Here is a 14,784-nt window from a genome sequence, read left to right as displayed (position 1 = left end):
GCGCGCTCAGGCGGCGCGCACTTCGGTGACTTCGGGAACGTAGTGCTTGAGCAGGCTCTCGATCCCGTTCTTCAGAGTCGCGGTCGACGAGGGGCAGCCCGAGCAGGCGCCGTGCATCGAGAGATAGACCACGCCTTCGCGGAAGCCGCGATAGACGATGTCGCCGCCGTCGTTGGCCACGGCCGGGCGCACCCGGGTCTCGATCAGCTCGCGGATCTGGGCGACGATGTCGGCATCGGCCGGGTCCTCGCCGAAGTCTTCCTCGGCCTCGCCCGGCACGGCGATGGCGCTCGCGTCGCCGGGGGTGAACAGCGGCGCGCCCGAGACGAAGTGATCGAGCAGCATGGCCACGACCTGCGGCTTGAGCGCGGCCCACGAAACGCCGGGCGCGGCGGTGACCGAGATGAAGTCGCGCCCGAGGAACACGGCGGTCACCTCGCCAAGGTCGAACAGCGCCTCGGCCAGCGGCGAGGCGGCGGCATCCTCGGGCGAGGCGAACTCGCGCGTTCCGGCGGCCATGACCTGCTGGCCGGGGAGGAACTTGAGGGTCGCCGGGTTGGGCGTGGTTTCAGTCTCGATGAACATGGTGCTAGCGCATTTAGGCAGGGCGGGGGCCGGGTCAAGGGGCGCGCCTGCCTTAGTTGATGCCGAAGGCCTGATTAACAAGGCCATTAATTCGCGCTTCACCCCGCGGGCAGTACTTGCGGCGTGCTTGCGGCGCTGGGGCTTGTCTCCTAATGCGCCGGGCGGGTGCCGGCGATCCGGCGCTCCTTTCCCCGAAAGGTCTTTCATGCTCTCGCTCGTCGTGCTTGCTGCCGCCGTCTCCGCTCCCTCGGCCATCATCCCGCTGCCGCTCCAGCCGGTGGTGCCCGCCGCCCAGCGCACTTGCGATGCCAAGACCGCCTCGGGCCTGGGCTATTCGGTGCTCAAGCCCGCAGAAGGGCCGAAGGCCGGGCCGACCGACTACGTGCTGATCAACTATGTCGGCTATCTCGCCGCCGACGGGCAGGTGTTCGATCAGGCGATGTCCACGCCGATGACGATCGACGGCGTGATCCCCGGCTTCGGCGAAGGGCTGAAGATGGTTCCGCGTGGCGGCATCTACCGCCTCTGCATCCCCGCCGCCATGGGCTACGGCGCCGAGGCGAGCGGGCCGATCCCGGCCAATTCGGACCTCGTGTTCCAGGTCGAACTGCTCGATTCGCGCACGGTTGCCGAGGTCGAGGCCATGCGCAAGGCCGCTGCCGACGGCGGGGCCGAAGGCGGCCCCGGCGGCCCGGCCGAAGCCGCCGCGCCCGCCGCTGCGGCCCCGGCGCCCTGACCGCCGCCCTATTCACTGGTCCTTCAGGCATCGCGCCCCTATATCCGGCGCGATGCCGAACCTGATCCGCGCCGCCCGCCCGCTCATCGCCGCCCTGCCGCTCGTCGCGCTGGTCCTGATCGGGCCGCTCGAAACGGCCGCTTCCGCCAAGGTCGCCGCCGCGGCAAAGCCTGCCCCTGCGAAGCCGGCAGCCGCGCGGGCCACCGGCCCTTGGCTCTATCGCGGCAGCGACGTGCCGCAGGACAAGCGCTGGACCTTCGGCGAACTGCCCAACGGGGTGCGCTATGCCGTGCGCCACAACGGGGTGCCGCCGGGGCAGGTCTCGATCCGGGTGCGGGTCGACGTCGGCTCGCTCAACGAGAGCGAGAGCGAACGCGGCTATGCCCACTTCCTCGAACATCTCGTCTTCCGCCAGTCGAAGTACCTGGGCGACGGCGAGGCGATCCCCGCCTGGCAGCGGCTCGGCGCGACCTTCGGCAGCGACACCAATGCCGAGACCACGCCCACCGGCACGACCTTCAAGATCGACCTGCCCGACGCGACGCCGACCAGCCTCGATCTCTCGATGAAATACCTGTTCGGCATGGTCTCGGCGCCCACCCTGTCGGATGCCAACATCAAGGCCGACCTGCCGATCGTCCTTGCCGAAAAGCGCGAGCGCGGCGGCGCGGCGGCGCGGGTGCAGGACACGATCCGCGAAGTGCTCTACGCCGGCCAGCCGCTCGCCACCCGCGCCCCGATCGGCACGGACAAGGCGCTGAACGGGGCGACCTCCACTTCGGTCCGCGCCTTCCATGCGCGCTGGTATCGCCCGGAAAATACCGTCGTCGTCCTCTCCGGGGACAAGCCGCCGGCCGAAATGGTCGCGCTGGTCGAGAAGTGGTTCGGCGGCTGGACCGCCACCGGCCCGCACGTGCCGACGCCCTCGTTCGGCGATCCGGTCGCTCCCGCCGGCACCCCGCTGGTACCCGGCGGCGCCCCGATCGGCGAAACCCGCGTGCTGGCAGAGCCCGACCTGCCGCGCTCGATCACCATCGCCACGCTGCGCCCGTGGCGCAAGGTCGATGATACCATCGTCTACAACCAGGGCCTGATGCTCGACCAACTCGCCCAGTCGATCATCAACCGCCGCCTCGAAACCCGCGCCCGGGCCGGGGCCTCCTACCTCATGGCCCAGGTCGATCAGGAAAAGGTCTCGCGCTCGGCCGACGTCACCTTCATCGCGGTGACCCCGCTGACCGACGACTGGAAGGGCGCGCTGGCCGACGTGCGCGCGGTGATCGCCGACGCGATGGCGACGCCGCCGACGCAGGAGGAGATCGACCGCGAGGTGGCGGAAATGAACGTCGCCTTCGCCAGTTCGGAAGAGCAGTCCGCGCTCGAGCCGGGCGGCCGGTCGGCCGACAATATCGCCCAGGCGGTCGATATCCGCGAGACCGTGGCCTCGCCCGAGGTGGTTCACCAGATCTTCTCGCGCTCGATCCCGCTGTTCAAGCCGGCCGCCGTGCTGCAGCACACCCGCGGCCTCTTCGCCGGCACGGTGACCCGCGCGGTGATGACCACGCTGAAGCCGGGCGAGGGCAACGATGCCGCCCTGCGCCTCGCGCTCAGCGCCCCGGTCAAGGCCGACGGGCGCGCCCGCCTCGCCGCCAAGCCGGTCTCGTTCGACAGCCTGCCGCCGATCGGCACGCCCGCCCAGCCGGTCGGCCAGACCCCGACCGGCTTCCCCGGGATCGAGCAGTACGACTTCGCCAACGGGGTCAAGGCCCTGATCTGGCCGAGCGCGGACGAGCCGGGCCGGGTCACGGTCAAGGTCCGCTTCGGGGCGGGCTACCGGGCCTTCGCCTCGGGCGATGCGGCCTATATCATGCTCGGCAACATGGCGCTGGCCGGGCAGGGCATGGCGACCCTCGGGCAGGACGAGCTCGACCGGATCTCGACCGGGCGCAAGATGGGCTTCAACGTCGGGATCGACGATTCGGACTTCACCTTCAGCGCCGATACCCGTCAGGCCGACCTCGCCGACCAGCTCTACCTGTTCGCCGCAAAACTGGCCATGCCGCGCTGGGATGCCGCGCCCGTGCTGCGCGCCCGCGCCGCCGCCGAGCTGCAGTACGACGGGCTCGCCACCTCGCCGCAGGGCGTGCTGCAGCGCGACCTCAAGTTCTACCAGCACGGCCGCGATCCGCGCTACCGCACCCCCACCCCGCAGGAGCTGGAGGCCGCCACCCCGGAAGGCTTCCGCCAGGTGTGGGAGCCGATCCTTGCCTCCGGCCCGATCGAGGTCCAGGTCTTCGGCGACATCGACCGCGCCAAGACGATCGAGGCGCTCTCGCGCAGCTTCGGTGCCCTCCCGGCCCGCACCCCGCTCAGCCCGGCCACGCTGGCCGCCACCTCGCCGCTGCCGAGCGGCGGCGCCGCGCCCTTCGTGGTCCTCCACCACGGTGATGCCAACCAGGCCGCCGCGCTCGTGTCCTGGCCCACCGGCGGAGGGATGACCGGCGTGCGCGAAGGGCGGCAGGTCGAGATCCTCGCCAACCTCTTCACCAATCGCCTGCTTGACCGGATGCGCGAGAAGCTGGGGGCGAGCTACGCCCCGCAGGTCTTCTCCTCGTGGCCGGTCGATCTCCAGCAGGGCGGGGCGATCACCGCCATGGCCCAGCTCCAGCCGCGCGACGTGCCGACCTTCTTCGCCACGGTCGACGAGATCGCCGCCGACCTTGTTGCGAATCCCGCCTCGGCCGACGAGCTGGCCCGCGTCACCGAGCCGCTGCGCCAGCAGATCACCCGCGCCGCCACCGGAACGGCCTTCTTCATGTACCAGCTCGAAGGGGCCACGGCCGATCCCAGCCGGTTCGGCGCGATCCGCACGATCCTGCAGGACTATACGGTGACCACACCGGCCCAGATGCAGGATCTCGCCCGCCGCTATCTCGTGCCGAACACGGCGTGGCGGCTGGCGGTCGTGCCGCCCGGGGTCAACGTGGCGGGGGTGAGCGCCCCGGCCGGGCAGGCCCCGTCGCGCTGACCGGGGCGGCGGGCACGGTTTTGCGTACTAACTGGTTCATGCCATAACCGCGGGATTTGCGCGCTTTTCATTGCCCCTCTGGCGGTTTATGGGCCCCCTTCCCATTTAGAGGCGGCGGGCGGCAAGAACCCCGCGCGCAGGAGCAATTGAAGTGGCGACGAACTGGAACCCGCAGAGCTGGATGGCCCATGAGGCGAAGCATCTGCCCGTCTATCCCGACGCGGCGAAGCTGGCCAATGTGGAGCAGACGCTTTCGACCTTTCCGCCGCTGGTCTTCGCCGGTGAAGCGCGCGCGCTGAAGGCGGATCTGGCTGAAGTCGCCGCCGGCAAGGGTTTCCTGCTGCAGGGCGGGGACTGCGCGGAGAGCTTCGCCGAGTTCCACCCCAACAACATCCGCGACACCTTCCGCGTGCTGCTGCAGATGGCGGTTGTCCTGACCTTCGCCAGCAAGCAGCCGGTGGTCAAGGTCGGCCGCATGGCTGGCCAGTTCGCCAAGCCGCGCTCCTCGCCGGTCGAGGTGCAGGGCGGCATCGAGCTGCCGAGCTACCTGGGCGACAACATCAACGGGATCGAGTTCACGCCGGAATCGCGCATTCCCGATCCCGATCGCCTGCTGCGCGCCTACAGCCAGTCGGCTGCCACGCTCAACCTGCTGCGCGCTTTCGCGACCGGCGGCTATGCCAACCTGCGCCAGGTTCACCAGTGGACCCTGGATTTCATGGACCGCAGCCCGTGGGCGGCGAAGTTCGCCGAAGTGTCCGGCCGGATCGGCGAGGCGCTGGACTTCATGCAGGCTTGCGGGGTCGATCCCTCCAGCGTGCCGCAGCTTCAGGGCACCAGCTTCTACACCAGCCACGAGGCGCTGCTGCTCCCCTATGAGCAGGCGCTGACCCGGCAGGATTCGCTGACCGGCCAGTGGTACGACTGTTCGGCCCACATGCTGTGGATCGGTGACCGCACCCGCTTCGAGGGTTCGGCCCATGTCGAGTTCCTGCGCGGCGTCGGCAACCCGATCGGCATGAAGTGCGGCCCGAGCCTGAGCCCGGATGCCCTGCTCAAGCTGCTCGACACGCTTAACCCCGCGCGCGAAGCGGGCCGGATCACCCTGATCAGCCGCTACGGCCACGACAAGGTCGAGGCCGGGCTGCCCGCGCTCGTCCGCGCGGTGAAGCGCGAGGGCCACCCGGTCGTCTGGTCGTGCGACCCGATGCACGGCAACGTGATCAAGGCCGAGAGCGGGTACAAGACCCGCCCGTTCGACCGCATCCTGACCGAGGTGCGCGGCTTCTTCGCCGTCCACCGCGCCGAGGGCACCCATGCCGGCGGCATCCATGTCGAGATGACCGGGCGCGACGTGACCGAGTGCACCGGCGGTGCCGTCGCGATCAGCGACGAGGCGCTGGGCGACCGCTACCACACCCACTGCGACCCGCGTCTCAACGCGGCACAGTCGCTCGAACTGGCGTTCCTGCTGGCCGAGGAACTGAACCGCGAAGCCGGTGACCGGGCGCGTCAGGCGGCGTAATAGTGCATGGACCGGGGCCAGCGAGGCTGGCCCCTTGCGCGGCACCGGCCCGCGAGTCTTTGACTTGTACGGAAAGCCCATCCGGGCTTCCTTGCGGCACCGGCCCGCTCCCCCGGCCCAACCACCCACAGGGTACACTCAATGGGTGGTTGGGCCGGGGGAGCGGGCCGGTGCCGCAAGCCCTTGGCGGATGCCAAGGGCGCACCAAACAAGGACTCGGGCCGGTGCCGCAAGCCCTTGGCGGATGCCAAGGGCGCACCCAACCAGAAGCGCCTACACCCGGCGCCCCCGGAACAGCTGCACCAGCCCGATCACCACGGCGGCGATGAGCACCACGTGGATCACCGCGCCGGTGACCTTGAACACCACGACGCCAAGCAGCCACAGAACGAACAGGATAAGGGCGATCGTCATCAACATCGGGATGGCCTTTCACAGCATTTGATTCGCCCTTGATACGGCCCGCCGCCGGATAAGGTTCCCGGCCCGGCCCTGCGTGTCCGCCGTCCGTGTCCGCCATCCGTGTCTGATTGTTTACGTGCATCCGGGGCCGGCCGGGCGCATCGTCGCACCGGATTACAAAGGGGACCTGCCATGCCTGAGCTTCACCTCGATCGCCGCGAAATCCTCTCCGCCGGGGCCGCGCTCGGCCTTGCCGCCGCCGCCGCGCCGCTGGCCTCGGCCCAACCCGCCGCTGCCCAGCCCGCCGCCGCCCTGCCGGGCAAGGCCTTCACGCCGCAGCCGCTGGCCCTGCCGTTCGATCCCAAGACCATCACCGGCCTGTCCGAAAAGCTCCTCGTCAGCCATCACGACAACAATTACGTCGGCGCGGTGAAGCGGCTCGGGGCAATCTCGGCCCAGCTCGCCGCGCTCGATCCAGCCACGGCCCCGGTATTCACCCTCAACGGGCTCAAGCGCGAGGAGCTGATCGCGTGGAACTCGATGATCCTGCACGAGGTCTACTTCGCCCAGTTCGGCCAACCCGGGCGGCCCGGCGCAGCTCTCGCCGCCGCGATCGAGCGTGACTTCGGCTCCGAGGCGCGCTGGCGGGCGGAATTCTCCGGCATGGGCAAGGCGCTCGGCGGCGGCTCGGGCTGGGTGATCCTCGCCTGGTCGGCGCGCGACCGGCGCCTCGTCAACACCTGGGCGGCTGATCACACCATGACCATGGCCGGCGCCACCCCGATCCTCGTGCTCGACATGTACGAGCACGCCTACCAGATGGACTACGGCGCCAAGGCGGCGGGCTATGTCGATGCGGTCATGACCGCGCTCGACTGGCGCGCGGCGGACAAGCGCTTCGTCGCCGCTTCGGTCTAGGTCGGAATCAACAGCGGAACGCGGGTGCCCTTGGCGGCATCCGCGAGGGTGAAGCGGTCCAGCTCCGCGAGGAAAGCGCGCACCGCGCCGGACAGCATCGGGGTCAGCCCGCAGCCGGGGGAAAGCGCGCAATTCTCGCAATCGGCCGGGCGCAGGTCCGGTTCGGTCAGCCGCACCACCTCGCCGATCCCGATTTCTCCCGCCGGGCGGCCGAGCGCAAACCCGCCGCCGCGCCCGCGCACGGTCGCCAGCAGGCCCGCGCCCGCCAGTTCGTTGACCAGCTTCATCGCGTGATTGCGGGCGATGCCCTGCGCCTCGGCCACCTCGGCGATCGACAGCCGCCGCTCCGGCTCGACCGCCGCTTGGAGCAGGATGCGCAGGGCATAGTCGGTGTGGCGCGTCAGCCGCATGATCTTTCTTCGGAATCCGCTCAATTAAATGATGCGCCCTGATTGCATCTTTTTTCCGCCGCGTATAGATGCGCCTTACTAGCATCTTTAAGGATTCGCCGATGACCCGCACCCTTTCGCCCGAAACCATCGCCACCGTGAAGGCCACCGGCCCGGCGCTCCAACAGCACGGCGTCGCCATCACCACGGCCATGTATGCCCGCCTGTTCCAGAACGAGGCGGTGAAGGACATGTTCGATGCCGCCGCGCAGGAAAGCGGCGAGCAGCCGCGCCGCCTCGCCGCCGCGATCCTCGGCTATGCCCAGAACATCGACAAGCTGCAGAACCTGACCGGCGCGGTCGGCCGCATGGTCGCCCGCCATGTCGAGACCGGCGTGAAGGCCGAGCACTATCCGCTGGTGGCTGAGGCGCTGCTCCCCGCGATCCGCGAAGTGCTGGGCGAAGAGGTCGCCACCGATGCCGTGCTCGCCGCCTGGGGCGATGCCTACTGGTTCCTCGCTGACCTACTGATCGCCGCCGAACAGGCGCGCTATGACGAGTTGGAGGCGGGCGAGGTCGCCGCCTGATCCCGGGAGGGGCGGCGCGCGGGGATAGGCCGCGCGTCGTCCGTCCTTGGCCTCTTCAGTTGCCGGTGCCCGGCCCGTTCGCCCCGCTGCGGTCGATCGCGAACCCGGCAAAGGCCTGCTGCACCGGCATGATCTCCAGCACGTTGACGTTGAGGTGCGCCGGCAGGCGCAGCACGGCCTCGACGCTGTCGATCACGTCCTCGGCCGAAAGCGGCTTCATGTCGGCATAGACCGCCGCCGCCCGCGCCTCGTCCCCGGCGAAGCGTACCATCGAGAATTCCGTCTCGCAGGCCCCCGGCTCCAGCACGGTGACCTTGACCGGGGTGCCGAGCAGCTCAGAGCGCAGGTTGAGCGAGAACTGCTTCACGAAAGCCTTGGTTGCGCCATAGACGTTGCCGCCCGGATAGGGCCAGTTGGCCGCGACCGAGCCGACCATGATCACGTGGCCCGCCCTGCGCTCGACCATGCCAGGCAGGACCGCATGCGTGATCCGCGCCATGCCGCTGACATTGGTCGCGATCATCTGCTCCCAGTCGGCAAGGTTCGTCTTGTAGGCCGGTTCGAGGCCGAGCGAGAGCCCGGCATTGTTGAACAGGATGTCGATCGCGCCGAACGCTTCGGGCAGGGCCGCGAGCAGCTTCGCGCCGCAGTCCGGCTCGGTCACGTCGAGCGCGACGGTGAACAGGCGGTCAGCCCAGCGCGGATCGTTCAGCGCCTCGAGCCGCTCCTTGCGCCGCCCGGTGGCGATCACCTTGCCCCCGGCGGCCAGCACGCGCCGCGCCATGGCCGCGCCGAAGCCCGAGGTTGCACCCGTGACCAGCGCCGTGCGCCCGATCGCCCAGTCCTGCCGCAGGTCCATGGCTTGCTCCGAAATGTGTGGTGGCTGGCCGGGACGGGAGGATTCGAACCTCCGCCACCTGCCGCATCAGGCAGCTTGCTGGCTGGGGCGGGAGGATTCGAACCTCCGAATGCCGGTACCAAAAACCGGTGCCTTACCACTTGGCGACGCCCCACCAGTGCGGCGCGCCTAGACGGTTCGCCGCGGCTTGAAAAGAGGGTTATCCGTGCGCGGGCACCAGCGCGGCGAAGTCCGCGGCGGAATGGCGCTCGCGCAGGCCATCCCGGGCATTGACCTTGCGCCCGCGCTGCACCGCCGGACGCGCCTGGATCTCGTCGACCCAGCGGCCGAGGCTCGGATATTCGTGCATGGACAGGAAAGTGCCCGCGTCCCCATAGGCCGTGCCCTGCCAGAACCCGGCCAGCCACGGGAAGGCGGCGATATCGGCGATGCTATAGTCATCCCCGCCCAGAAACCGGCTTTCGGCCAGCCGCCTGTCGGCAACGTGGAACAGGCGCTTGGCCTCCATCGCATAGCGGTTGATCGCATATTCGATCTTCTCGGGGGCATAGGCATAGAAATGGCCGAACCCGCCGCCGAGGAATGGCGCGCTGCCCATCTGCCACATCAGCCAGGAAAAGACCTCGGCCCGCTCGGGCCCGAGCGGCGGGAGAAAGGCGCCGAACTTCTCCGCGAGGTAAAGCAGGATCGCCCCGCTTTCGAACACCCGCACCGGTTCCGCTCCGCTGCGGTCGACCAGCGCCGGGATCTTGGAATTGGGATTGATCGAGACGAAGCCGCTCGAAAACTGCTCGCCCTCGCCGATATTGACGAACCAGGCGTCGTATTCCGCGCCTTCGTGGCCGAGAGCCAGCAGTTCCTCGAGCATGATGCTGACCTTCTGCCCGTTGGGCGTGGCCAGCGAATAGAGCTGCAGCGGATGCTCGCCCACCGGCAACTCGGCCTCATGCGTCGCGCCGGAAACCGGGCGGTTGATATTGGCGAAAGCGCCTCCGCTCGGCGTATTGGTCCAGACGGCGGGCGGAACGTAAGTCTCGGGCATGAGGGCAGGATCCTGTCGGCTATGGTCCGGGCTAGGTGGGTGGCCGCCGCCGGAACCGCAATAGGGCGCTGTCCGTTCGCCTCGAATGAAGAGGGTCCCGCCGCACGGCCAGCGCCAGAAACGGCTCCGCATCGTCGACGATACCATGCCCGGGATCACCCGCCGCCGCCTGAAGCGTGCTGGACGCGCCGCCTTCGCCTACTATGCCCCCTCCGGCCACCGCATCACCGATCGCGCCGAGATCGACCGCCTGAACGCCGTTGCCCTGCCGCCCGCTTACGAGCACGCGTGGTTCTGCCCCGATCCCGGCGGCCACCTCCTCGCCACCGGGATCGACGCGCGCGGCCGCAAGCAATATCGCTACCACCCGGCCTTCCGCCTGACCCGCGAAAGCGCCAAGTTTGATTCCACCGCCCGTTTCGGCCGCCTCCTCCCGCGGTTGCGCGCCCGGGTCGAGCATGACCTCGCCCTCACCAGCCTGTGCCGTGACCGGGCCATCGCCAGCGTGGTCCGCCTGCTCGACACCGGCGCGATCCGCATCGGCAACGAGGCCTATGCCAAAATCAACCGCAGCTTCGGCGCCACCACGCTGCGGATGCGCCACGCCCGCCTCCGGGGCCGGGTCCTGCGGCTCAGCTTCGCGGCCAAGAGCGGCAAGGCCGCCGAGCTGGCCCTGACCGATCCGGCCCTGCTGCGCTTCGTGCGCGCCATGCAGGACCTGCCCGGCCAGCACCTGTTCCAGTACATGGACGATGGCGGCGCGGCCTGCCCGGTCACGTCGTCAGACGTGAACGCCTGGCTCCGGGAGGTCATGGGGGAAGCGGTCACCGCCAAGCAGTTCCGCACCTGGCACGCCAGCGTACTCGCATTCGAGCGCCTCGCCGGTGCCGATGGCAAGGTCTCGCTCAAGGCCCTGGCCGCCGAAGTCAGCGACCGGCTCGGCAATACGCCGGCCGTCGCCCGCAAGAGCTACATCCACCCAGCGGTACTGGAGCTCGTCGACCAGCAGGTGGAATGGCGCGTGAACCTGCGCCTGCCGCGCGCCGCGCGCTGGCTCGGCCGCGCGGAGCGCGGGCTCATCGCCTTGCTCGAAGCGGGGCCGAAGGCGCAGGACCTGCTGGCAGGGTGAACCTTCCTGCGGCCCTCGCTCTCAACCCAGCCGCATCACCCAGCCGTGGCGGTCCTCGGCCTCGCCGCGCTGGATCGAGACCAGCTTCTGGCGCAGCTTCTGGGTCAGCTGGCCCGGGCCGCCGCTGCCGATGGTGAACGGCCCCTCGACCGGATCGGTGACCTTGCCGACCGGGGTGACCACGGCGGCCGTCCCGCAGGCAAAGGTTTCGAGCAGCCGGCCCGAGGCCGCATCTGCGCGCCACTGGTCGATCGAATAGCGGTCCTCGCGCACGGTCAGCCCTTCCTCGCGGGCCAGGGTGAGCAGGCTGTCGCGGGTGATGCCGGGCAAGATCGTGCCGGTCAGGGCCGGGGTCAGCAGGGTGCCGTCATCGAACACGAAGTAGAGGTTCATGCCCCCAAGTTCCTCGATCCAGCGGTGCTCGGCCGCGTCGAGGAAGACCACCTGGTCGTGCCCCTTGGCCATGGCCTCGGCCTGGGGGACGAGGCTGGCGGCATAGTTGCCGCCGCACTTGGCCGCGCCGGTCCCGCCGGGCGCGGCGCGGGTGTACTGGCTGACCCAGATCGAGACCGCCGGGGCCCCGCTCTTGAAGTAGTTCCCCGCCGGGCTGGCGATGACGATGAACTTGTAGCTCTTGGCCGGGCGCACGCCGAGGAAGGCCTCGGTGGCGATCATGAAGGGCCGCAGGTAAAGCGAGCCGCCCTCGATGTCCGGGAACCAGTCCCCATCCACCGCGACGATCTGGCGGCAGGCCTCGACGAACAGGTCCTCGGGCAGCTCGGGCATGGCGAGGCGCTTGGCCGAGGAATTGAAGCGCGCGGCATTGGCCTCGGGGCGGAACAGGGCCATGGTCCCGTCGGCCAGGCGATAGGCCTTGAGCCCCTCGAAGATCTCCTGGGCATAGTGCAGCACGGCGGCGGCCGGGTGCAGCGGCAGCGGGGCCAGCGGGCCGACCACGGCGTCGTGCCAGCCGCGCCCCTCGGTCCACTCGATCGTCACCATGTGGTCGGAAAACAGCTTGCCGAAGCCCGGATCGGCCAGCGCCGCCGTGCGCGCGTCCAGCGCCAGCGGCGCGGGATGGGGCAGGCGAGTGAATTCAAGCGAAGCCGGGGCGAGAGTCGCCATGCAAACGAATCCTTGCGTTACAAAATCGGAGGCGCCTTTGAACGAAAATTTCGCCAAAGGCAACCCATGAGCAATAAATGCACAAGGGCGGGGTCGTCCCCTATCTAGGCAAAAATTGCTCGTCGGCCAAGGGGGAACGCCGCCCGGCCCGGCCAGCCGCAACTTTCGGCCCGACAGGCCACAACTTTCGGATTGCCGCGATGGTCGAAGTGATAGCGTCTCCACGCGCGTGACCGGGCACACAGGCGCGCACGTCAGCCCCGACCGGGGCGGCGCAGGGGAGAACTAGTCATGCTTCGTTGGCATCGGATGGCAGCCGTGCTTGCCGCCATTCTGCTCATCTGGGTGTCCTTCACCGGCACCGTCACCCAGCTTGCCGATATGCGCGCGCTGGTCACCCATGCGCCCGAAACCGATCCCGACATGCTGATGATGCGCCAGCACATCCCGGGCCCGCCGAATTACTCGGTCGTCTCCGCGCCTGATTACACCGCGCCCGCCCTCCCGGCGGGGACCGACTACGGCGCGTCCATCGCCAAGGCCGCCGCCCTCGGCCGCGCCGCCGCGCCGGGTCAGGACCTGCGCCTGGTCGAGGTGCGAGGAGCCGAAGGCAAGCTCGTCGGCCACGTCCAGATGGGCGACAAGCAGTTGGCCTTCGACCTCGCCGACGGCGCGCCGCTGCCGGACCGCTTCGTCCCCCCGCCGCAGCCGGGCCGCGATTTCAAGTCGACCCGCAGCACCTGGAAAAGCTTCCACCGCTTCCTGTTCCTGCCCTGGGGCACCACGATCAACTTCCTCGCCGCGCTCGGCCTCGCCGCGCTGATCTTCACCGGCCTCTTCCACTACGCCAAGCTCTACAAGGCCCGCGCCAAGATCGGCCGGGGCGGCCTGTGGTGGAAGGGCGGAGACTGGTGGCGGACGCTGCACCGCTGGATCGCGCTCGGCGCGAGCGTCCTGGTGATCTGGCTCACCCTCGGCGGCCTGGCCCTCTCGCTCGACAACATGGGTTCGAGCCTGCATCAGCTGATCGGCGGCCCGCGCGCGCCCGGCGCCTTCGATGGCGACCAGTCGAAGCCGATGACCGACGCCGAACTGGCGCCGATGCTCGCCACCACGCTCAAGGCCTATGAGAGCGCCTATCCCGGCACCGGGATCAAGGTCCTGCGCCTGCGCTACTTCGTCGGTTATCCGCAGGGCGTGATCGTCGCGGCGGACAAGGATTCCTCGCAGCGCGTGTTCAACGCCCGCACCGGCGCGGCGATGAAGATGTGGGAGCCGGGCTATCCCGACCTGTCCTTCCCCACCGGCTGGGATCTCCACCAGAAGCTCAAGCAGTTCCACCGCGGCGACCTGTTCGGCCTCGGCGGCCGCTGGCTGATCCTCTTCGCCGGCCTCTCGCTGGTCTATCTCTCGCTCTCGGGCGTCTGGATGTGGTTCCAGCTCTACCGCAAGCGCCGTGGCAACGGCCGCAAGGAGCTGTTCTGGAAGTAAGGGGCCAAGCCCACCCGCTCCCGCGCTACGCGGGGAGCGGGTGGGAAGTGACCGGCGTACTTGACGCAGCATAGTCCCCCTCCCGCAGACGGGAGGGGTTAGGCGTGGGCCTGCGCTCCGTCAGCGCAGGTCCTGCGATTGCAAAAAGGGCAGCAACGCCCGTCAGCGTGCTGCCCAAAAAATCCAAACCCAAATGAGAAGGGCAGCAACGCCCGTCAAGCGTGCTGCCCTTCGCATGGTCAGCGGCTGGAAGTGCCGCCCACGAAGCCTTTATCGCCTAATCGAAATTCAGCGATAATGCTCCGCGATGCGGAAGTCCGACCTCTGTGCTGAACCATGAGACATCGGATCACCTCCTTTCGCGCTGTTTAGCCAATTCGTCCGTTTCCGGACTGGGGCCGGGCGTTCCTCGGACCGCACCGTTGCCTTGAGTCCGAACATATTTATGTGCGCCGCAACAACAAGACTTGTGTTCATTTTTTTTGTTGTCATCATCGACACTTCGGGCCGCGATTTTCCGCCCCGTTTCCCCTCAGCGGCAGTCCTCGATAACCCGGGTCAACTCGGGCCAGCTGGGCAGGTAAAGTGGCGGATTTCCGGGCATTTCCAGCATGAAGCGGCCGCGGCTGTAAGCGATCGCGTCGAGCACCGGATCGCGCGGCGAAAGCCCGGCCGCCGCCCCGCCGCCCTCACCGTTCGTCGCATTCAGCATCTGGCGGCCACTCGTGCTGGTGATAACCAGCGGAACGGCGCCGCTCACCGCCCCAGTTCTCCACAGGTTTAGCGAGCGCGCCGCGCGGTCGCAGGCGAGCATGGCGACCGGCGCCGAGCCGGCCACGCCATAGCGCGCCACCGAGCGGCCGCCTTCCGCCGCCCAGCTCCAGCTGCCGCGCGTTTGCGGCGCATCGCGCCAGTCCGCCGGGGCGGGGGGCGCGGGCCGCGGCGGCGCGGGCGGCGGCGGGGCAGGG

The 14,784-nt window shown here is 69.1% G+C and carries 14 protein-coding genes and 1 tRNA gene; 7 read left to right on the top strand and 8 right to left on the bottom strand.

Annotated elements, in window-relative coordinates; all coding sequences use genetic code 11:
- Nucleotides 1-6: 6 nt before the first annotated feature.
- Nucleotides 7-585 (bottom strand): NifU family protein, encoded by a 579-nt coding sequence (locus H7F51_RS17980; protein WP_185665709.1) that lies wholly within the window; start codon nt 583-585, stop codon nt 7-9.
- Nucleotides 586-790: 205 nt separating this feature from the next.
- On the opposite strand from H7F51_RS17980, the gene H7F51_RS17975 reads away from it, so the two are divergent.
- The 3 genes from H7F51_RS17975 (at nt 791) to H7F51_RS17965 (ending at nt 5,874) form a co-directional block, all read left to right on the top strand.
- A complete protein-coding gene (locus tag H7F51_RS17975; RefSeq protein ID WP_185665708.1) occupies nt 791-1,321 on the top strand; it encodes an FKBP-type peptidyl-prolyl cis-trans isomerase in 531 nt (176 codons plus the stop codon).
- A gap of 52 nt (nt 1,322-1,373) precedes the next feature.
- Nucleotides 1,374-4,349, top strand: coding sequence for a M16 family metallopeptidase (locus tag H7F51_RS17970; protein WP_185665707.1), 2,976 nt, complete (start codon nt 1,374-1,376; stop codon nt 4,347-4,349).
- A gap of 151 nt (nt 4,350-4,500) precedes the next feature.
- Nucleotides 4,501-5,874 carry a class II 3-deoxy-7-phosphoheptulonate synthase gene (locus H7F51_RS17965; protein WP_185665706.1) on the top strand — a complete coding sequence of 458 codons (1,374 nt, stop codon included), beginning with the start codon at nt 4,501-4,503 and terminating at the stop codon, nt 5,872-5,874.
- Nucleotides 5,875-6,147: 273 nt separating this feature from the next.
- Here the strand turns inward: H7F51_RS17965 and H7F51_RS17960 are convergent, their stop codons facing one another.
- Complete coding sequence (locus H7F51_RS17960; RefSeq protein WP_185665705.1) at nt 6,148-6,294, bottom strand: lmo0937 family membrane protein; 147 nt, start codon at nt 6,292-6,294, stop codon at nt 6,148-6,150.
- Between the two features lie 174 nt (nt 6,295-6,468).
- Between H7F51_RS17960 and H7F51_RS17955 the strand changes: the two genes are divergently transcribed.
- Entirely contained in the window at nt 6,469-7,194 is a 726-nt protein-coding gene (locus H7F51_RS17955; protein WP_185665704.1) for a superoxide dismutase, read from the top strand.
- Here the strand turns inward: H7F51_RS17955 and H7F51_RS17950 are convergent.
- Nucleotides 7,191-7,604, bottom strand: coding sequence for an Rrf2 family transcriptional regulator (locus tag H7F51_RS17950; protein ID WP_185665703.1), 414 nt, complete (start codon nt 7,602-7,604; stop codon nt 7,191-7,193). The genes H7F51_RS17955 and H7F51_RS17950 overlap by 4 nt on opposite strands.
- Before the next feature lie 101 nt (nt 7,605-7,705).
- Between H7F51_RS17950 and H7F51_RS17945 the strand changes: the two genes are divergently transcribed.
- Nucleotides 7,706-8,170, top strand: coding sequence for a globin domain-containing protein (locus H7F51_RS17945; protein ID WP_185665702.1), 465 nt, complete (start codon nt 7,706-7,708; stop codon nt 8,168-8,170).
- A gap of 55 nt (nt 8,171-8,225) precedes the next feature.
- Here the strand turns inward: H7F51_RS17945 and H7F51_RS17940 are convergent, their stop codons facing one another.
- From H7F51_RS17940 to yghU, 3 genes are all read right to left on the bottom strand, one after another.
- Entirely contained in the window at nt 8,226-9,029 is an 804-nt protein-coding gene (locus H7F51_RS17940) for an SDR family NAD(P)-dependent oxidoreductase (protein ID WP_185665701.1), read from the bottom strand.
- Nucleotides 9,030-9,108: 79 nt separating this feature from the next.
- Nucleotides 9,109-9,183 (bottom strand) — tRNA-Gln (locus tag H7F51_RS17935).
- Nucleotides 9,184-9,228: 45 nt separating this feature from the next.
- Complete coding sequence (yghU, locus tag H7F51_RS17930) at nt 9,229-10,071, bottom strand: glutathione-dependent disulfide-bond oxidoreductase (protein WP_185665700.1); 843 nt, start codon at nt 10,069-10,071, stop codon at nt 9,229-9,231.
- A gap of 85 nt (nt 10,072-10,156) precedes the next feature.
- Between yghU and H7F51_RS17925 the strand changes: the two genes are divergently transcribed.
- Complete coding sequence (locus H7F51_RS17925; RefSeq protein ID WP_185665699.1) at nt 10,157-11,200, top strand: DNA topoisomerase IB; 1,044 nt, start codon at nt 10,157-10,159, stop codon at nt 11,198-11,200.
- Between the two features lie 21 nt (nt 11,201-11,221).
- Here H7F51_RS17925 and H7F51_RS17920 read toward each other — a convergent pair whose 3' ends face one another.
- A complete protein-coding gene (locus tag H7F51_RS17920; protein ID WP_185665698.1) occupies nt 11,222-12,325 on the bottom strand; it encodes a branched-chain amino acid aminotransferase in 1,104 nt (367 codons plus the stop codon).
- A 291-nt stretch (nt 12,326-12,616) separates the two neighbouring features.
- Here H7F51_RS17920 and H7F51_RS17915 point away from each other — a divergent pair, with 291 nt between their 5' ends.
- A complete protein-coding gene (locus H7F51_RS17915; protein WP_185665697.1) occupies nt 12,617-13,816 on the top strand; it encodes a PepSY-associated TM helix domain-containing protein in 1,200 nt (399 codons plus the stop codon).
- A 532-nt stretch (nt 13,817-14,348) separates the two neighbouring features.
- Here H7F51_RS17915 and H7F51_RS17910 read toward each other — a convergent pair.
- Nucleotides 14,349-14,784 (bottom strand): hypothetical protein (locus tag H7F51_RS17910; protein WP_185665696.1); only part of this gene is annotated, 436 nt, incomplete at its 5' end.

Origin of the sequence: Novosphingobium flavum, from assembly GCF_014230315.1 — a bacterium.
Taxonomy (GTDB): Bacteria; Pseudomonadota; Alphaproteobacteria; order Sphingomonadales; family Sphingomonadaceae; genus Novosphingobium; species Novosphingobium flavum.
Note: the sequence above shows the minus strand (reverse complement) of the source record. Positions and strands in the feature narration are given on the sequence as shown.